Origin of the sequence: Intrasporangium sp., assembly GCF_051961875.1 — a bacterium.
Lineage (GTDB): Bacteria > Actinomycetota > Actinomycetes > Actinomycetales > Dermatophilaceae > Intrasporangium_A.
The window spans coordinates 1-15,690 of record NZ_JBQCCV010000086.1 but is presented as its reverse complement, the minus strand read 5'-3'; the positions used below and the strand labels follow the sequence as shown (position 1 = coordinate 15,690).

At 71.2% G+C, this 15,690-nt stretch carries 15 protein-coding genes; 5 read left to right on the top strand and 10 right to left on the bottom strand.

The genetic code is table 11. The features are described 5' to 3' along the window. The 5 genes from carB to pyrR form a co-directional block, all read right to left on the bottom strand. On the bottom strand, positions 1-2,408 hold a 2,408-nt coding region (gene carB / locus ACTHJJ_RS04995; protein WP_440301833.1), incomplete at its 3' end, for a carbamoyl-phosphate synthase large subunit. After that, positions 2,408-3,589, bottom strand: a complete 1,182-nt coding sequence (gene carA / locus ACTHJJ_RS04990) for a glutamine-hydrolyzing carbamoyl-phosphate synthase small subunit (protein WP_440301832.1) — start codon at positions 3,587-3,589, stop codon at positions 2,408-2,410. The genes carB and carA, both read right to left, overlap by 1 nt. Further along, a complete protein-coding gene (locus ACTHJJ_RS04985) occupies positions 3,586-4,902 on the bottom strand; it encodes a dihydroorotase (protein ID WP_440301835.1) in 1,317 nt (438 codons plus the stop codon). Before ACTHJJ_RS04985 ends, carA begins: the two co-directional genes overlap by 4 nt. A 74-nt stretch (positions 4,903-4,976) precedes the next feature. Further along, positions 4,977-5,951 (bottom strand): aspartate carbamoyltransferase catalytic subunit, encoded by a 975-nt coding sequence (locus ACTHJJ_RS04980; protein WP_440301831.1) that lies wholly within the window; start codon positions 5,949-5,951, stop codon positions 4,977-4,979. Continuing rightward, the gene (pyrR, locus tag ACTHJJ_RS04975) at positions 5,948-6,538 is read right to left on the bottom strand and encodes a bifunctional pyr operon transcriptional regulator/uracil phosphoribosyltransferase PyrR (protein WP_440301830.1); all 591 of its coding nucleotides are present in this window, start codon (positions 6,536-6,538) and stop codon (positions 5,948-5,950) included. The genes ACTHJJ_RS04980 and pyrR overlap by 4 nt, the downstream gene beginning before the upstream one ends. Before the next feature lie 417 nt (positions 6,539-6,955). Between pyrR and ACTHJJ_RS04970 the strand changes: the two genes are divergently transcribed. From ACTHJJ_RS04970 to ACTHJJ_RS04960, 3 genes are all read left to right on the top strand, one after another. Continuing rightward, the gene (locus ACTHJJ_RS04970; RefSeq protein WP_440301829.1) at positions 6,956-7,948 is read left to right on the top strand and encodes a methionine ABC transporter ATP-binding protein; all 993 of its coding nucleotides are present in this window, start codon (positions 6,956-6,958) and stop codon (positions 7,946-7,948) included. After that, entirely contained in the window at positions 7,945-8,628 is a 684-nt protein-coding gene (locus ACTHJJ_RS04965; protein WP_440301828.1) for a methionine ABC transporter permease, read from the top strand. Before ACTHJJ_RS04970 ends, ACTHJJ_RS04965 begins: the two co-directional genes overlap by 4 nt. A gap of 151 nt (positions 8,629-8,779) precedes the next feature. After that, positions 8,780-9,622, top strand: a complete 843-nt coding sequence (locus ACTHJJ_RS04960; protein WP_440301827.1) for a MetQ/NlpA family ABC transporter substrate-binding protein — start codon at positions 8,780-8,782, stop codon at positions 9,620-9,622. Between the two features lie 9 nt (positions 9,623-9,631). On the opposite strand, the gene ACTHJJ_RS04955 is transcribed toward ACTHJJ_RS04960, so the two are convergent. After that, positions 9,632-10,087, bottom strand: a complete 456-nt coding sequence (locus tag ACTHJJ_RS04955) for an NAD(P)H-dependent oxidoreductase (protein ID WP_440301826.1) — start codon at positions 10,085-10,087, stop codon at positions 9,632-9,634. A 9-nt stretch (positions 10,088-10,096) separates the two neighbouring features. Then, positions 10,097-11,521 carry a DHA2 family efflux MFS transporter permease subunit gene (locus tag ACTHJJ_RS04950; RefSeq protein WP_440301825.1) on the bottom strand — a complete coding sequence of 475 codons (1,425 nt, stop codon included), beginning with the start codon at positions 11,519-11,521 and terminating at the stop codon, positions 10,097-10,099. Between the two features lie 66 nt (positions 11,522-11,587). Here ACTHJJ_RS04950 and ACTHJJ_RS04945 point away from each other — a divergent pair, with 66 nt between their 5' ends. After that, on the top strand, positions 11,588-12,157 hold the full coding sequence (locus tag ACTHJJ_RS04945; protein WP_440301824.1) for a TetR/AcrR family transcriptional regulator: 570 nt from the start codon (positions 11,588-11,590) through the stop codon (positions 12,155-12,157). Between the two features lie 63 nt (positions 12,158-12,220). On the opposite strand, the gene nusB is transcribed toward ACTHJJ_RS04945, so the two are convergent. Both nusB and efp read right to left on the bottom strand, forming a co-directional pair. Beyond that, complete coding sequence (gene nusB / locus ACTHJJ_RS04940) at positions 12,221-12,634, bottom strand: transcription antitermination factor NusB (RefSeq protein WP_440301823.1); 414 nt, start codon at positions 12,632-12,634, stop codon at positions 12,221-12,223. Position 12,635: 1 nt separating this feature from the next. Beyond that, positions 12,636-13,196, bottom strand: a complete 561-nt coding sequence (efp, locus tag ACTHJJ_RS04935; RefSeq protein ID WP_440301822.1) for an elongation factor P — start codon at positions 13,194-13,196, stop codon at positions 12,636-12,638. 192 nt (positions 13,197-13,388) lie between these two features. Here efp and ACTHJJ_RS04930 point away from each other — a divergent pair, with 192 nt between their 5' ends. Continuing rightward, the gene (locus ACTHJJ_RS04930; protein WP_440301821.1) at positions 13,389-15,494 is read left to right on the top strand and encodes a HelD family protein; all 2,106 of its coding nucleotides are present in this window, start codon (positions 13,389-13,391) and stop codon (positions 15,492-15,494) included. Positions 15,495-15,514: 20 nt separating this feature from the next. Here the strand turns inward: ACTHJJ_RS04930 and ACTHJJ_RS04925 are convergent. After that, positions 15,515-15,690, bottom strand: a 176-nt coding sequence (locus ACTHJJ_RS04925; RefSeq protein ID WP_440301834.1) for a type II 3-dehydroquinate dehydratase, incomplete at its 5' end; no start/stop codon positions are given.

Genomic DNA, 15,690 nt, shown 5'->3' with positions numbered 1-15,690 from the left:
GCATCCCCGAGCGTGGCCGGGGGCAGGGTGCACGCGCTGTCGCCGGAGTGGATCCCGGCCTCCTCGACGTGCTCCATGATCCCGCCGATGTAGAGGTCGGTGCCGTCGAAGATGGCATCGACGTCGATCACGATCGCGTCGTCGAGGAACCGGTCGATGAGGATCGGGTGCTCCGGCGAGGCGAGGGCGGCCTTCTCGACGTAGGTGACGAGCGCGTCGTCGCCGTAGACGATGACCATGCCCCGTCCCCCGAGGACGTACGAGGGCCGCACGAGGACCGGGTAGCCGATCTCGCGGGCCACCTCGAGGGCCTCGTCGGGGCTGAACGCGGTGCCGTGCTTCGGGGCGACGAGGCCGGCCCGGTGGAGCACCTGGCCAAACGCGCCGCGGTCCTCGGCGAGGTTGATCGCGGCGGGCGACGTGCCGACGATCGGGACGCCCTCGTCGGCAAGGGCCTGCGCGAGACCGAGCGGGGTCTGACCCCCCAGCTGGACGACGACGCCCGCGATGGGCCCGGCCTGCTGCTCGGCGTGGATGACCTCGAGGACGTCCTCGAGCGTGAGCGGCTCGAAGTAGAGCCGGCTGCTCGTGTCGTAGTCCGTCGAGACCGTCTCCGGGTTGCAGTTGACCATGACGGTGTCGTAGCCCTGGCCACGGAGCGAGAACGACGCGTGGACGCAGGAGTAGTCGAACTCGACGCCCTGCCCGATCCGGTTCGGGCCGGAGCCGAGGATGATGACGGCCGGCCGCTCACGCGGGGCAACCTCGGTCTCCTCGTCGTAGGACGAGTAGTGGTACGGCGTGAGCGCGGCGAACTCCGCCGCGCACGTGTCCACCGTCTTGTAGACCGGCCGCACCCCGAGCGCCTGCCGGACGCCGCGGACCACGCTCTCGGGCATGTGCCGGATCGCCGCGACCTGCGCGTCGCTGAAGCCGTGCCGCTTGACGAGCCGCAGCAGCTCGGGCGTCAGCTGGTCCGCGCCGCGGAGCAGCTCGGCGACCTCGTTGAGCAGCGCGATCTGGTCGAGGAACCACGGGTCGATGCCGGTGGCCGCGTGGACCTCCTCGACGGTGCAGCCGCCACGCAGCGCCTGCTGGACGTGGATGATCCGGCCGTCGGTCGGCACCTTCGAGTCCGCGAGCGCCCGGCGGGCCGCCGCGGGCGTGACGTCGCCGTTCCAGTGGAACGAGGCGCCCTTCTTCTCGAGCGAGCGGAGCGCCTTCTGCAGCGCCTCGGTGAAGTTGCGGCCGATCGCCATCGCCTCGCCGACCGACTTCATGGTCGTCGTCAGCGTCGGGTCGGCCGCCGGGAACTTCTCGAACGCGAAGCGGGGCACCTTGACGACCACGTAGTCGAGCGTCGGCTCGAAGCTCGCGGGGGTCTCGCGGGTGATGTCGTTGGGGACCTCGTCGAGCGTGTAGCCGATCGCCATCTTGGCCGCGATCTTGGCGATCGGGAACCCGGTCGCCTTCGAGGCGAGGGCGCTCGAGCGCGAGACGCGCGGGTTCATCTCGATGACGATGATCCGGCCGTTCTCCGGGTTCACGGCGAACTGGATGTTGCAGCCGCCGGTGTCGACGCCCACCTCGCGGATCACGTCGATGCCGATGTCGCGCATCTGCTGGTACTCGCGGTCGGTCAGCGTCAGGGCGGGCGCCACCGTGATCGAGTCGCCGGTGTGCACCCCCATCGGGTCGAAGTTCTCGATCGAGCAGATGACGACGACGTTGTCGGCGTTGTCCCGCATCAGCTCGAGCTCGTACTCCTTCCACCCCAGAATCGACTCCTCGAGGAGGACCTCGGTGGTCGGCGAGTACTGCAGCCCCTGGCCGGCGATCCGGCGCAGGTCCGCCTCGTCGTAGGCGAAGCCGGAGCCGAGGCCGCCCATGGTGAACGAGGGCCGCACGACGACGGGGTAGCTCAGCTCCTCGGCGGCGGCGAGGCACTCGTCCATGGTGTGGCAGATGACGGAGCGGGCCGACTCGGCACCACACCGCTCGACGACACCCTTGAAGGCCTCGCGGTCCTCGCCGAGCTGGATCGCCTCGACGTTGGCGCCGATGAGGGGGCAGTCGTACTTCTCGAGGACGCCGGCCTCGTGGAGGGACATGGCGCAGTTGAGGGCGGTCTGGCCGCCGAGGGTCGCGAGGACGGCGTCGGGGCGCTCCTTCGCGATGATCGCCTCGACGACCTGCGGGGTGATCGGCTCGACGTAGGTGGCGTCGGCCATCTCCGGGTCCGTCATGATCGTCGCCGGGTTGCTGTTGACGAGGATGACCCGGATGCCCTCTTCGCGCAGGACGCGACACGCCTGGGTGCCCGAGTAGTCGAACTCGCACGCCTGCCCGATGACGATCGGGCCGGAGCCGATGACGAGGACGCTCTTGATGTCGTCGCGCTTGGGCATCAGGCGCCCGCCTCCTGCTTCTGCTTGTCGCTCTGTTGGTGCTGCATGAGATCCACGAACCGGTCGAAGAGGTATGCCGCGTCGTGCGGTCCCGCCGCGGCCTCCGGGTGGTACTGGACCGAGTAGGCGGGCAGGTCGAGGCACTCGAGGCCCTCCACGACGTCGTCGTTGAGGCAGACGTGAGAGACCCGCACCCGCCCGTATGGCGTGTCGGCCTCCGTGTCGAGCGGCGCGTCCACGGCGAAGCCGTGGTTGTGCGCCGTGACCTCCACCTTGCCGGTGGCCCGGTCCATGACCGGCTGGTTGATCCCGCGGTGGCCGTACTTCAGCTTGTAGGTGCCGAAGCCGAGGGCCCGGCCGAGCAGCTGGTTGCCGAAGCAGATCCCGAAGAAGGGGATCCGCCGGTCCAGCACCTCGCGGAGCAGGGCCACCTCCGGGTCGGCGGTGGCCGGGTCGCCGGGGCCGTTGGAGAAGAAGACGCCGTCGGGGCCGCCGTCGCCGACGGCGAGCACGTCCTCGATCGTCGCGGTGCTCGGCAGGACGTTCACCTCGATGCCGCGCTGGGTCATCCGCTGCGGCGTCATCGCCTTGATCCCGAGGTCGATCGCGGCGACGGTGAAGCGCCGCTCCCCCTCGGCCGGGACGACATACGGCTCGTCGGTCGTGACCTCGGCGGCGAGCGCCGCGCCGGCCATCTGGGGCGCCTCGCGGACGACCTGGACGAGGTCGTCGAGCGGGCGCTGTGCGGCCGGGCCGCTGAAGAGGCCCACCCGCATCGCACCGCGCTCGCGCAGGTGGCGGGTGAGGGCCCGGGTGTCGATCTCGCAGACCCCGACGATGTCCTGCGCCCGCAGCTCGGCCTCGAGCTCGTCGGTGGCGCGCCAGCTCGAGGACCGGATCGCGGGCTCACGCACGACGAACCCGGCGACCCAGAACCGCTGCGACTCCGGGTCCTCGGTGTTGACGCCGGTGTTGCCGATGTGCGGCGCGGTCATGACGACGACCTGGCGGTGGTAGCTGGGGTCGGTCAGGGTCTCCTGGTAGCCGGTCATCCCGGTGGAGAAGACCGCCTCGCCGACCGTCTCGCCGACGGCTCCGTAGGAGGAGCCGCGGAAGGCACGCCCGTCCTCGAGGACGAGGACGGCCGGCTGGCGCTGTTGGCTGGGGAGGTTGAGGGTCACTGTGCGTATTCCGCCTCTGCGGTCCGGGCGGTCGCGTCGGTGCTGTGGGTGACGCGGCCGCGGTGGATGGTCGTGTGGACGGCGCCCGTGTAGGTGCGCCCGTGCCACGGGTTGTTGCGGGAGCGGCTCCGGCTCGCGGCGGCGTCCACGGTGACGGTGCGGTCGGGGTCGACGAGGGTGAGGTGGGCCGGCTCGCCGACGGCGAGGGGCCGGCCGTGGTGCGCGAGCCCGCCGATCCGGGCCGGGTTGGCGGACATCACGCGGGCGACGTCGGCCCAGTCGAGCCGGCCCGTCCGCACGAGCACCTCGCTGACGACCGGCAGGGCGGTCTCGAGGCCGACCATCCCGAAGGCCGCGTCGACGAAGGCGTGCTCCTTGTCGTGGCGGGCGTGCGGGGCGTGGTCGGTCGCGACGGCGTCGATCGTGCCGTCGACGAGCGCCTGCCGGAGCGCCTCGACGTCCTCGGTCGGCCGCAGCGGCGGGTTGACCTTGTAGACGGGGTCGTAGCCGAGCAGCAGGTCGGTCGTGAGGGCCAGGTGGTGGGGCGTCACCTCGGCGGTCACGTCGATGCCCTGCGCCTTGGCCCACCGGATCACCTCGACGGTGCCCGCCGTCGAGACGTGCGCGATGTGGACGCGCGAACCGGTGTGCCGCGCGAGCATGACGTCGCGGGCGACGATCGCCTCCTCGGCGACGCCCGGCCAGCCGGGCAGCCCGAGGCGCCCGGAGATCTCGCCCTCGTGGCAGCAGGCGCTGGAGTCGGCGAGGCGCGGGTCCTGGGCGTGCTGCGAGATGACCCCGCCGAAGGGCTTGATGTACTCGAGGGCACGGCGCATGATCCGCCCGTCGGCGACGCACCGGCCGTCGTCGGAGAAGACGCGCACGCCCGCCCGGGAGCGGGCCATCAGCCCGAGCTCGGCGAGCTGTTCGCCCTGCAGGCCTCGCGTCACCGCGCCGACCGGCACGACGTCGACGAGCCCGCAGGCGCGCCCGAGATCGAGGACCCGCTCGGCGGCCTCGGCCGTGTCGGTGACGGGGCTCGTGTTCGCCATCGCGAAGACCGCGGTGAAGCCGCCGGCTGCCGCCGCCTCGGACCCGGACGCGATCGTCTCGGCGTCCTCGCGACCGGGCTCGCGCAGGTGGGTGTGCAGGTCGACGAGGCCGGGCAGCGCGATGAGGCCGTCGGCGTCGATGACGGTGGCGCCTTCGGGGGCGGTGACGATCCCGATCTCGGTGATCCGGCCGTCCTCGACGAGGATGTCGGCGGCGTCTCGTCCGAGCAGGCGCGCCCCGGTGATGAGCAGGGCGCTCATGTTCTCGGTCGCGCCTCTTCCCTTCGCTCCGGGCCTCGCTCGTTCCTCGCTCGTTTCCTCACCCCGGTCGGCGCTCATGCCTGGACTCCTTCCGGGAGTAGCTGTGCGGTCTCGCCCGCGAGCAGGTGGTAGAGGACGGCCATCCGGACGGCGACGCCGGCCGAGACCTGGTCGAGGATGACCGACTGGGGTGCGTCGGCGACCTCGGCGGCGATCTCGAGGCCGCGGTTCATGGGGCCGGGGTGCAGCACGAGGGCGTCCGGGTTGCGGTCGACGAGGCGGGCGAGCCGCTCCCGTGTCAGGCCGTACTCGACGGTGTACTCGCGGGGCGTCGGGAAGTAGCCGCCGGTCATCCGCTCCTTCTGGACGCGGAGCATCATCACAGCGTCGACGGGCCGCTCACCATCGATGACGGCGTCGAGGTCCCAGCTCGTCGCGAAGCCGTCGGTCTCGCTCCAGGCCCCGCTCCCGGCCGGCATGAGGGTGGGCGGCGCGACGACCGTGACGCGGGCGCCGAGCGTCCGCAGGGTGATGACGTTGCTGCGGAAGACCCGGGAGTGGGTCAGGTCGCCCACGATGACGACATGCTTGCCGTCGAGCTCGCCCATCCGGCTGCGGAGCGTGTAGGCGTCGAGCAGCGCCTGCGTGGGGTGTTCGTGGGTGCCGTCGCCCGCGTTGATGACGCTGCAGCGGACCCACTGCGACACCTGCCTGGCGGCGCCGGAGGCGTTGTGCCGGATGACGAGGGCGTCGACCGCCATCGCGTCGACGGTCATGGCGGTGTCGCGCAGGCTCTCGCCCTTGGAGGTGGAGGAGCCCTTGGCGGAGAGGTTGATGGTGTCGGCGGACATCCACTTGCCGGCGATCTCGAAGGAGGACCGGGTCCGGGTGGAGTCCTCGAAGAAGAAGTTGATGACCGTCCGGCCGCGGAGCGTCGGGACCTTCTTGACCTCGCGGCGCTGGACGTCTTGCATCGACTCGGCGGTGGCCAGGATCGACTCGACGTCCTGCCGGGTCAGGTCGGCGGACGAGATGAGGTGGCGGGTCACCGGCGGTCACCCCCGCTGATCCGGACGGTGTCCACCCCGTCGACCTCGGCCACCCGGACGTGGACCCGCTCCTCCCGGGACGTCGGCAGGTTCTTGCCCACGTGGTCGGCCCGGATCGGCAGCTCGCGGTGCCCGCGGTCGACGAGGACCGCGAGGCGCACGGCGCGGGGCCGGCCGAGCTCGGCCAGGGCGTCGAGCGCTGCGCGGATGGTCCGGCCGGAGTAGAGCACGTCGTCGACGAGGATGACGACCTTGTCGTCGATGCCCCCGCCGGGGATGTTGGTGCGCCCGGCCGCACGGACCGGCTGGCGGCGCAGGTCGTCGCGGTGGAGGGTCACGTCGAGCTGGCCGACGGGCACGTCGATGCCCTCGACCTGGGTGATTGCGGCGGCGAGGCGCTCGGCGAGCGGGACGCCACGGGACGGGATACCGAGCACGACGAGGTCCGCGGCGCCCTTGTTGCGCTCGAGGATCTCGTGACCGATTCGACGCAGGGCCCGGGCGATGTCCTCCGCGACCATGACGTCGCGGGCATCGGGCGGAATCTGCGGAACGGTGGCCGGTGCAGTGGGCTCAGGGCAGGTCACAGCGGCCTGACCTCCTTCCCCGCCTCACAGGACGGTGGTTAAAGGATGTCGATCGCCAGCGAGTGTACCGGCCACCCGATGGTGCTCCCGACATCGTCCACGTCGCGATGCCGACCCTTGCGGCCGACTCCCGGCTCGGCGGCGTCTCGGGAAGTGGACGTTCGACCCCCGCTTTTGGTCGCCGATCCATAAGTTCGTATTATCCATCCGTGACGTTCGCCGTGATGATGCCCCGCACCGACACCGGCCCCACCGGCCGAATGTGTCGCCGTGCGTGCGGCCCGACGTTCGCCTGCTGACTCCTCCTCGGCACCGACCACCGGCGGCCCCTGCCGCGTCCAGCGCCGCACGCCTCGCCCTCGAGCGCCCCGGCGCGTCCCTCGTCCTGCCCCACCATCTCGCCTGCCAGGAGCCGCCGTGCCCGACCATCCCCCGCTCATCCGCCTCTCCGGCGTCCGCAAGCAGTTCGGCGGCCTCACCGCGCTCGAGGACATCTCCCTGGAGATCGCGGCCGGTGAGATCCACGGCATCGTCGGGCCCTCCGGCGCCGGGAAGTCCACCCTCATCCGGTGCCTGACCGGCCTCGAGCCGCCGACGAGCGGCGAGGTCGAGATCGCGGGGAGCCGCATCGACGGGCTGCGCGGTGCCGCCCTCCGGCGAGCCCGCCGGTCGATCGGGATGGTCTTCCAGCACGTCCACCTGCTCGACTCACGGACGGCCGCCGGCAACGTCGCGCACCCGCTCGAGATCGCCGGGGTGGCCCGCACCGAGCGCGAGGCCCGGGTCGCGGAGCTGCTCGACCTCGTCGGCCTCACCGATCGCGGCGGCAGCTACCCGGCGCAGCTCTCCGGAGGCCAGCAGCAGCGGGTCGGGATCGCCCGCGCCCTCGCCACCCGGCCACCCGTCCTCCTCTGCGACGAGCCCACCTCTGCTCTGGACGCGGAGACGACTCGTCAGATCCTCAGGCTGCTCCGCAGCCTCCGCGACCGGCTCGGCATCACGGTCGTCATCATCACCCACGAGCCCTCGGTCGTCCGCGAGGCCTGCGACTCCGTGACCCTGCTCGACCGGGGTCGCGTCGCCCAGACCGGCGCGCTCCTCGACGTGGTGACCTCCGGCGACACGCCGCTCGCCCGCGCCCTCGTGCCGCTCCCACCGAGCGATCCCGACCGTGCCGGGCGGCTCGTCGCCGTCTCTCTCGGCGGCTCGACGCAGGTGCGCAGCGCCCGCGAGGTTCTCGCCGTCCTCGACACCGCGGGCATCGTCGCCGAAATCGCCGCAGCGACGCTCGAGACGATCGACGGCCAGCGGGTCGGGCGCCTCCAGCTGGAGGTCGCCGACAGGCAGGCAGCCCTCCGCGTCACTGAGCTGCTCAGCGGGCAGGGCCTCACCGCGGAGGTGGCAGCATGATCCACCTCGCCGACAGCACCTGGCTCGACAACCCCGTCATCACGCAGGGGATGTGGCCCGCCACGCAGGAGACCCTCCTGATGACGCTCCTCGCGTCGGCCTTCACGCTTCTCGGAGGACTCCCCCTCGGTGTCCTCCTCCACGTGACCGGGCCGGGCGGCCTCCGTCCCGCGCCCGCCGTGAACCGGGCGCTCGGAGCCGTCGTCAACGTGGGCCGGTCACTGCCGTTCCTCATCCTGATGATCGCGATCATCCCGTTCACCCGGTTCGTCGTGGGCACGAGCGCCGGCTGGCAGGCGGCCGTCGTCCCCCTGACCGTGGGCGCAATCCCCTTCTACGCCAGGCTCGTCGAGACCTCGCTGCGCGAGGTGGCGAGCGGGAAGGTCGAGGCAGCGCAGATGATGGGCGCAAGCGACGGCCAGATCGTGCGGCAGGTCCTCCTCGCCGAGGCCGCCCCCGGGCTCGTCGCCGGGCTCACCACCACGGTCATCGCCCTCGTCTCGTACACCGCGATGGCCGGCGCCGTCGGTGGCGGCGGCCTCGGCGCGACGGCAATGTCCTACGGCTACAACCGGTTCCAGAGCGACGTGATGATCGCGGCGGTCGTCCTGCTCGTCGTCATCGTCCAGCTCGTGCAGATGGTCGGCGACCTCGTCGTGCGCCGGATCGACCACCGCTAAGGGGTCACCTCCCCAGCGCAGACCGGTGCCGATCCGGCCGACCAGCAGTGCCCACTCGACGGGTGCGGAGCCGCGAGGCGAACCGCGCCTGAGCATCCCAGCAAGCCCAGCGGCATACCGCTGAATCTGTCTGACACGAAAGGAAACTCCCATGTCCCGTGCCCTTCCCATCGCTGCGACGATCGCCGTCGGCGCCCTCGCGCTGAGTGCCTGCGGCGCCACCTCGGACGCGGCTTCGAGCGGTCCCAAGACCGACGGCGGCGTCACGACGATCACCATCGGCGCGAGCCCGACGCCCCACGCGAAGATCCTCCAGTTCGTCCAGGACAACCTCGCGGCGAAGGCGGGCCTCAAGCTCGACATCAAGCTCTATGACGACTACGTGCAGCCCAACGTCCAGCTCGCCGAGGGCTCGCTCGACGCGAACTACTTCCAGCACCTGCCCTACTACGAGGCGCAGGTCAAGGAGAAGGGCTACGACTTCGCCCACTTCGCGGGTGTGCACATCGAGCCGTTCGGCCTCTACTCCAAGAAGATCAAGTCCCCGAACGAGCTGAAGGACGGCGCGCAGGTCGGGATCAACAACGACCCGTCCAACCAGGGCCGCGCGCTCGAGCTGCTCACCAAGGCGGGCCTGATCACCCTCAAGCCGGGCAAGGACGCGACGAACGCGACGCTGTTCGACATCGCGACGAACCCGAAGCACCTGCAGTTCAAGGAGACCGACCCCGCCCAGCTCGTGCGCTCACTCGACGACTTCGACGCGGCGGTCATCAACGGCAACTACGCCCTCGAGGCGGGGCTGAGCCCGGCGAAGGACGCGATCCTCGTCGAGTCGGGCAAGGACAGCCCCTACGCCAACTTCGTCGCGATCCGCAAGAACGAGGAGGGCAACGCCGCGCTCAAGAAGCTCGACGAGCTGCTCCACTCCCCCGAGGTCAAGCAGTACATCGAGAAGACGTGGGGCGACGGCGCGGTCCTGCCCGCCTTCTGATCGTCAGCCTCAGGACATGAGCGTGGCGGCCAGGGTGCCGCCCAGCTCGAACGCCGCCTCGCGCACCGCCTTGTCCACCTGACCGGTGACGAGCAGCGGCGAGGCGGACCGCACCCACCCGAGGGCGCCACCGATCGACTCGATCGCTCGGCTGGCGCCCTCGGTGTCGTTGTTCCCGTGGACCCAGTAGCCGTAGGGCAGACCGTGCTTGGCCTCGAGGGTCGGGTAGTAGATCGTGTCGAAGAAGTGCTTGAGCGCGCCGCTCATGTAGCCGATGTTGGCCGGCGTCCCGAGGAGCAGCCCGTCGGCGGCGAGCAGGTCGCTCGCCGTCGCGGACAGCGCGGGATGCACGTCCACCTCGACACCCTCGATCCCCTCCGCCCGCGTGCCGGCGAGCACGGACTCCAGGATCTCCTGGACCGCCGGCGAGGGCGTGTGGTGGACGACGAGCAGGCGTGCGGGCACGCCCACAACCTAGTCGGATGCCGTCCCGCCGCGTCGCCGGCCCGGGATGAAGAGCGCCGCGAGGGCCGCCACGCCCACGGCGGCCGCGCCGGTGAGCAGGGCCGGACCGATGGCGCCGTCGTAGCCGGTCGGGCTGATCGAGCCACCGTGGGCGAGGAAGACCGCGACAAGGACCGCGATGCCGATGGCCACTCCGAACTCACGGACGGTCGAGTTGGCCGAGCTCGCGACGGCGAAGTCGGAGTCGGGCAGACCGTCGAGCACCGCGGTCGCACTCGGCGCGAAGGTCAGGCCCATCCCGGCGCCTGCGAGCAGGAGCGGGGCCACGAAGGACCCGTATCCGGCGTAGCTCGCGGTCACCGAAGCGAACCAGGCCAGCGCGACCGTCTGCGACGCGAGGCCGACCAGCAGCAGTGGCCGGACCCCGATGCGACGCGCGAGCACGCCGGCGAGCGGTGCGAAGACCATCGGCGCCGCCGTCCAGGGCAGGGTGCGGATGCCGGCCTCGAGCGGCGAGTAGCCCATGACGACCTGGAGGTACTGGGCGAGCAGGAAGACGGCGCCGAACATACCGAGGGTGAACAGCAGGCCGATGACGTTGGCCGCCGAGAAGCTGCGCGAGGCGAAGAGGCGAAGCGGGAGCACGGCGTCCCTGCGCCGGGAGGCCCACAGGAGGTAGCCGGGCACGAGCAGGGTGGCTGCGACCAGTGGCCCGAGGACCGAGGCCGCGGTCCAGCCGTCGTCGTTGCCGTGCACGATGCCCCAGATGCCGAGGAACACGGCCCCGCCGAGCAGGATGGTGCCGATGAGGTCGAGCCGCGGCCGGCCCGCCTTCGACTCACGGATCGCGAACCGCAGCAACGGGATCGCGACGATCGCGACGGGCACGTTCAGCCAGAAGATGGCCTGCCAGCTGATCCCCTCGACGACAGCCCCGCCGATGACCGGCCCGAGGGCGACGCCGAGACCGGAGACGCCGGACCAGATCCCGATGGCGACGGGGCGGAGCCGCTCGGGGACCGCCGAGGCGAGGAGGGTGAGCGAGAGCGGCATGATCGCCGCTGCTCCGGCGCCCTGGATCGCGCGCGAGACGATGAGCGCGGTGGGCGTCGTCGACAGCGCGCTCGCGATGGACGCGAGGGTGAACACGACGATGCCGGCGAGCATGACGCGCCGCCTGCCGAGCCGGTCGCCGAGGCTGGCCGCGGTGAGCATGAGGCTCGCGAACGACAGGGTGAAGGCGTTCATGAACCACGAGAGCTCGGTGACGGTGGCGTGCAGGTCGGCGTCGATGACCGGCAGGGCGCTGGTCAGGACGAGGTTGTCGAGGGTCGCCATGAACATCGGCAGCGACGCGGCCGCGACGGCGAGCCAGACGGGCACGGCTCTGCGGGGTGCTTCCTGGGCTGGGGGCGACAGGACGGCGGTGGTCATGTCACACCTCCTTGTTGGCATCGAATGATTACTTACTCGCCTGAGGTTAAGTAATCGACTGATAACATGTCAAGGGTGATGACGACGAAGACGCGGATGAAGGGGTCGGAGCGGCGCGAGGACATCCTCGAGGCCGCGACACGGGCGTTCGCCGAGGGCGGGTATGCCGGCACGAGCACGGACGCGGTGGCACGCCAGGCCGGCGTGTCGCAGCCATACGTCGTGCGGATGTTCGGGACGAAGCTCGAGCTGTTCATCACCGTCTTCGAGCGCGCCTGCGAGCGGGTCCGGCAGACCTTCGAGGAGATCATCGAGGACGACTTCGACCCCGAGAGCGAGGCGGACCGCGAGCGGCTCGGCGGGGCCTACGCCGAGCTGCTCCATGACCAGAACCTGCTGCGCGTCATGATGCACGGCTTCTCCGACGGTGCGGTCGCCGAGATCGGGGCCGCGGCCCGCGAGCGGATGGGCGAGATCTTCACGACCCTCAAGCGCACCGGATGGCCGGACGAGGCGGTGCGGGACTTCATCGCCCAGGGCATGCTGCTCAACGTCCTGCTGTCGATCCGCAGCCTCGACGACAGGGACGACCTGGGCCCGCTCGAGGCGCTCGTCAGGTGCGCGTTGCCGGGCTGACGTGCGTGCTGCGCGGCCCGAGGTCCTCGGCGCCCGCCGACCGACGGGGCCACGGCGGGCCCGTCAGACGATGGTCTCCTTGACCTCCGCGAGGCGCGCGAGGAGCCCGTTGACGAAGGCCGGCGACTCGTCCGTCGACAGCTCGGTCGCGAGGGTCACGGCCTCGGAGATCGCGACGGGGTCGGGGATCTCGTCGTTGAAGAGCACCTCCCACGCCCCGAGGCGCAGGATGGCCCGGTCGACGTTCGGCATCCGCTCCAGGGTCCAGCCTTGGCTGTAGTCGGTCAGTGCCGCGTTGATGTCGGTCCACCGCTCGACGACGCCGCGAACGAGCGTTGCCGTGTAGGGGTTGTTGCCGACCCGGGACTCGCCGTCGGCGAGCCGATCGTCGAGGAGGGCCAGCGCGTTCACGCTGCGCTGGTCGGCCTCGAAGAGGATGTCGAGGGCCCGTGCCCGGGCCTTGGTACGAGCAGCCAAGTCAGTTGACGCGACCGAGGTAGGACCCGTCGCGGGTGTCGACCTTGACCTTGGTGCCGGTCTCGAGGAAGAGCGGCACCTGGATCTGGGCACCGGTCTCGAGCGTCGCCGGCTTGGTGCCGCCGGTCGAGCGGTCGCCCTGCAGACCCGGCTCGGTGTGCGTGATCTCGAGGACGACGGAAGCCGGCAGCTCGACGTAGAGCGGCGTGCCCTCGTGCGTCGCGACGATCGCGTTCTGGTTCTCCAGCATGTAGTTGGCGGCGTCGCCGACGGTCCCCTCCGGCACGTTGAGCTGGTCGTACGTGTCGGTGTCCATGAAGACGAAGTCCGCACCGTCCTTGTAGAGGTACTGCATCGTGCGCTTGTCGACGTTGCTCGTCTCGACCTTGACACCGGCGTTGAACGTGTTGTCGACGGTCTTGCCCGACACGACGTTCTTGAGCTTGGTGCGCACGAACGCGGGGCCCTTGCCCGGCTTGACGTGCTGGAACTCGACTACGGACCACAGCTGCCCGTCGATGTTGAGGACGGTGCCATTCTTCAGGTCGTTGGTCGTTGCCACGGATGAATCTCTCTCGTATGCCGCTCAGGCTCGCTCGCGCGGACACGCGCAGTCGCGGACGTCGGAAGTGTGCCGCGCAAGTCTAGCCGTGGGCACGGCCGAACGCGGAATCGTCGGTGCTGGCGCCGCACGCGTGGGTGTAGCGTCGTCCCTCCCCTTCTCCTCCCCCGGCCCAAGAGAGGTCCCTCCGCCGTGCGCGCGTCCGATGCCCCGACCGGCCCATCGACCGAGTCGCCGCGCTGTCCCGCGGGTGATGATGCCAGGGTCGAGCTCGACCGCGAGCAGGCATTCCTCGACCGTGCCCGGGCCGAGCTGAACCGGATGCGTGAGGCGGCTGAGGCGCTGGACGCGTCACGGGCGAGCGATGCGATCAGCGGCGAGGTGCTCTCCCGGGTCCTCGCCAGGCGCATCGCGTCCCTGCAGGACGACCCGCGCACGACGTTGTTCTTCGGCCGCATCGACCTCGCGCCGCAGGACGGCCCCGCGGAGTCCTTCCACATCGGGCGGCGCCATGTGAGCGACGAGGCGGGGGACCCGGTGGTCGTCGACTGGCGTGCTCCCCTCGCCACCGCCTTCTACCGGGCATCGCGGAACAACCGCATGGACGTCACGCTGCGGCGCCGGTTCGGGGTCGAGCACGGACGGCTGACCGCCCTCGAGGACGAGCACCTCACATCGGCCGACGCGGCGGCAGGAGACGGCGCCACGGGCTCGCTGCTCGCGGCCGAGATCGAGCGTCCGCGGACCGGGCCGATGCGCGACATCGTCTCGACGATCCAGCCCGAGCAGGACGAGATCGTCCGAGGCGACCTGACGACGACGATCTGCGTCCAGGGCGCGCCGGGGACGGGCAAGACCGCCGTGGGACTGCATCGGGCCGCGTGGCTGCTGTACTCCTTCCGCGACCGGCTGGACCGGTCGGGTGTCCTGGTGGTCGGACCGAACCGCGCCTTCCTCGATCACATCGGTGCCGTGCTGCCTTCGCTCGGTGAGGTGCGGGTCTCCCACGCCACCATCGACTCCCTGCTCGACCACGGCCGGGTCCGCGCCGACGAGCCGGCCGAGGTCGCCGCGCTCAAGGGGGACGTGCGGATGGCGGCGGTGCTGCGCCGGGCTGTGTGGTCCCGGGTGCAGCGTCCGACGGAGGCCCTCGTCGTCCCCCGCGGCGTGCGCCGATGGAGGGTGCCGGCATACGTGGCGCAGGAGGTGCTCGACGAGCTCGCCACCCGTGGCGTCCGCTACTCATCCGCTCGGAGCCTGCTCCCGATGCGGCTCTCCCACCAGGTGCTGCTCGCGATGGAGCGTTCCGGTGAGTCGCCGGACGACCGGGTGCAGGATGCCGTGGCGCGGTCCGCGCCCGTGCGGGCATATGTGTCCCAGCTCTGGCCGGCGCTCGACCCGGCGGCTGTGCTCCACGGGTTGTTCGCCGACGCCGACACCCTCGCGGCCGCGGCCGGCGATGACCTCAGCCCCGACGAGCAGCGGATGCTCCTCTGGGACAAGCCGCCCCGGAGCAAGGGCACGGCTCGCTGGAGCCGCGCCGACATGCCGCTCCTCGATGAGCTGGCTGACTTGCTCGAGCGGGTGCCGAGTCTCGGCCATGTCGTCCTCGACGAGGCGCAGGACCTTTCCCCCATGCAGCTGCGGGCCGTCGGCCGGCGCTGCTCGACCGGGTCGGCCACGGTCCTCGGTGACATCGCGCAGGGCACGACGCCGTGGGCGACCAGCTCGTGGCAGGAGGCGATGCGCCACCTCGGCAAGTCCTCCCACGACCTCGTGGTGCTCGATCGTGGCTTCCGCGTGCCGGCCGCCGTCATCGAGTATGCCGCCCGACTGCTGCCGCTCACGGCGCCCGGCCTCGGGGCACCCACGTCGGTCCGCACCAACGAGGGTCGGCTGAGGATCGTCGAAACGGCGCCCGCGGACCTGATCGCCTCTGTGGCCGACGCCGTACGGGATGCCGTGGCCGCACCCGGTTCGGTCGGCGTGATCGCACCGGACGCCGTGGTTCCCGGCCTGTCGGACGGCTTGGCGGACGCCGGGATCGCCTTCGGTCGGCTCGACACGGACCATGGCGACGACGAGGACCACCAGGTCGAGGTCGTGCCCGCCAGCGTGGCAAAGGGACTGGAGTTCGACCGCGTCGTCGTCGTGGAGCCCGCGGCGATCGCGGCGGCGGAGCCGGACGAACGGACTGGTCTGCGGCGCCTCTACGTCGTGCTCACCCGCGCCGTGTCTGAGCTGACGGTGGTGCACGCCGAGCCCCTGCCGGGCCCGTTGGCGGAGCCCACCGACTGACGCCGCCGGACAGCTACGTCTCAGACGAGGGCGCGGAGGGCGAGCAGGTAGCTCTGCAGCCCGAAGCCGGCGACGGTCCCGGTCGCGACGCCCGCGACGACTGAGGTGTGCCGGAACTCCTCGCGGGCCGCCGGGTTCGACAGGTGCACCTCGACGAGGGACCGGCCGCTCGTGGTCACGATCGCGCAGGCGTCGC

Bases quoted from the DNA above. Each gene is read 5' to 3' on its own strand.
- ACTHJJ_RS04985 (WP_440301835.1), bottom strand. From the start codon at position 4,902: ATGAGCGCCCTGCTCATCACCGGGGCGCGCCTGCTCGGACGAGACGCC.
- ACTHJJ_RS04965 (WP_440301828.1), top strand. From the start codon at position 7,945: ATGATCCACCTCGCCGACAGCACCTGGCTCGACAACCCCGTCATCACG.
- ACTHJJ_RS04960 (WP_440301827.1), top strand. From the start codon at position 8,780: ATGTCCCGTGCCCTTCCCATCGCTGCGACGATCGCCGTCGGCGCCCTC.
- ACTHJJ_RS04950 (WP_440301825.1), bottom strand. From the start codon at position 11,521: ATGACCACCGCCGTCCTGTCGCCCCCAGCCCAGGAAGCACCCCGCAGA.
- ACTHJJ_RS04945 (WP_440301824.1), top strand. From the start codon at position 11,588: ATGTCAAGGGTGATGACGACGAAGACGCGGATGAAGGGGTCGGAGCGG.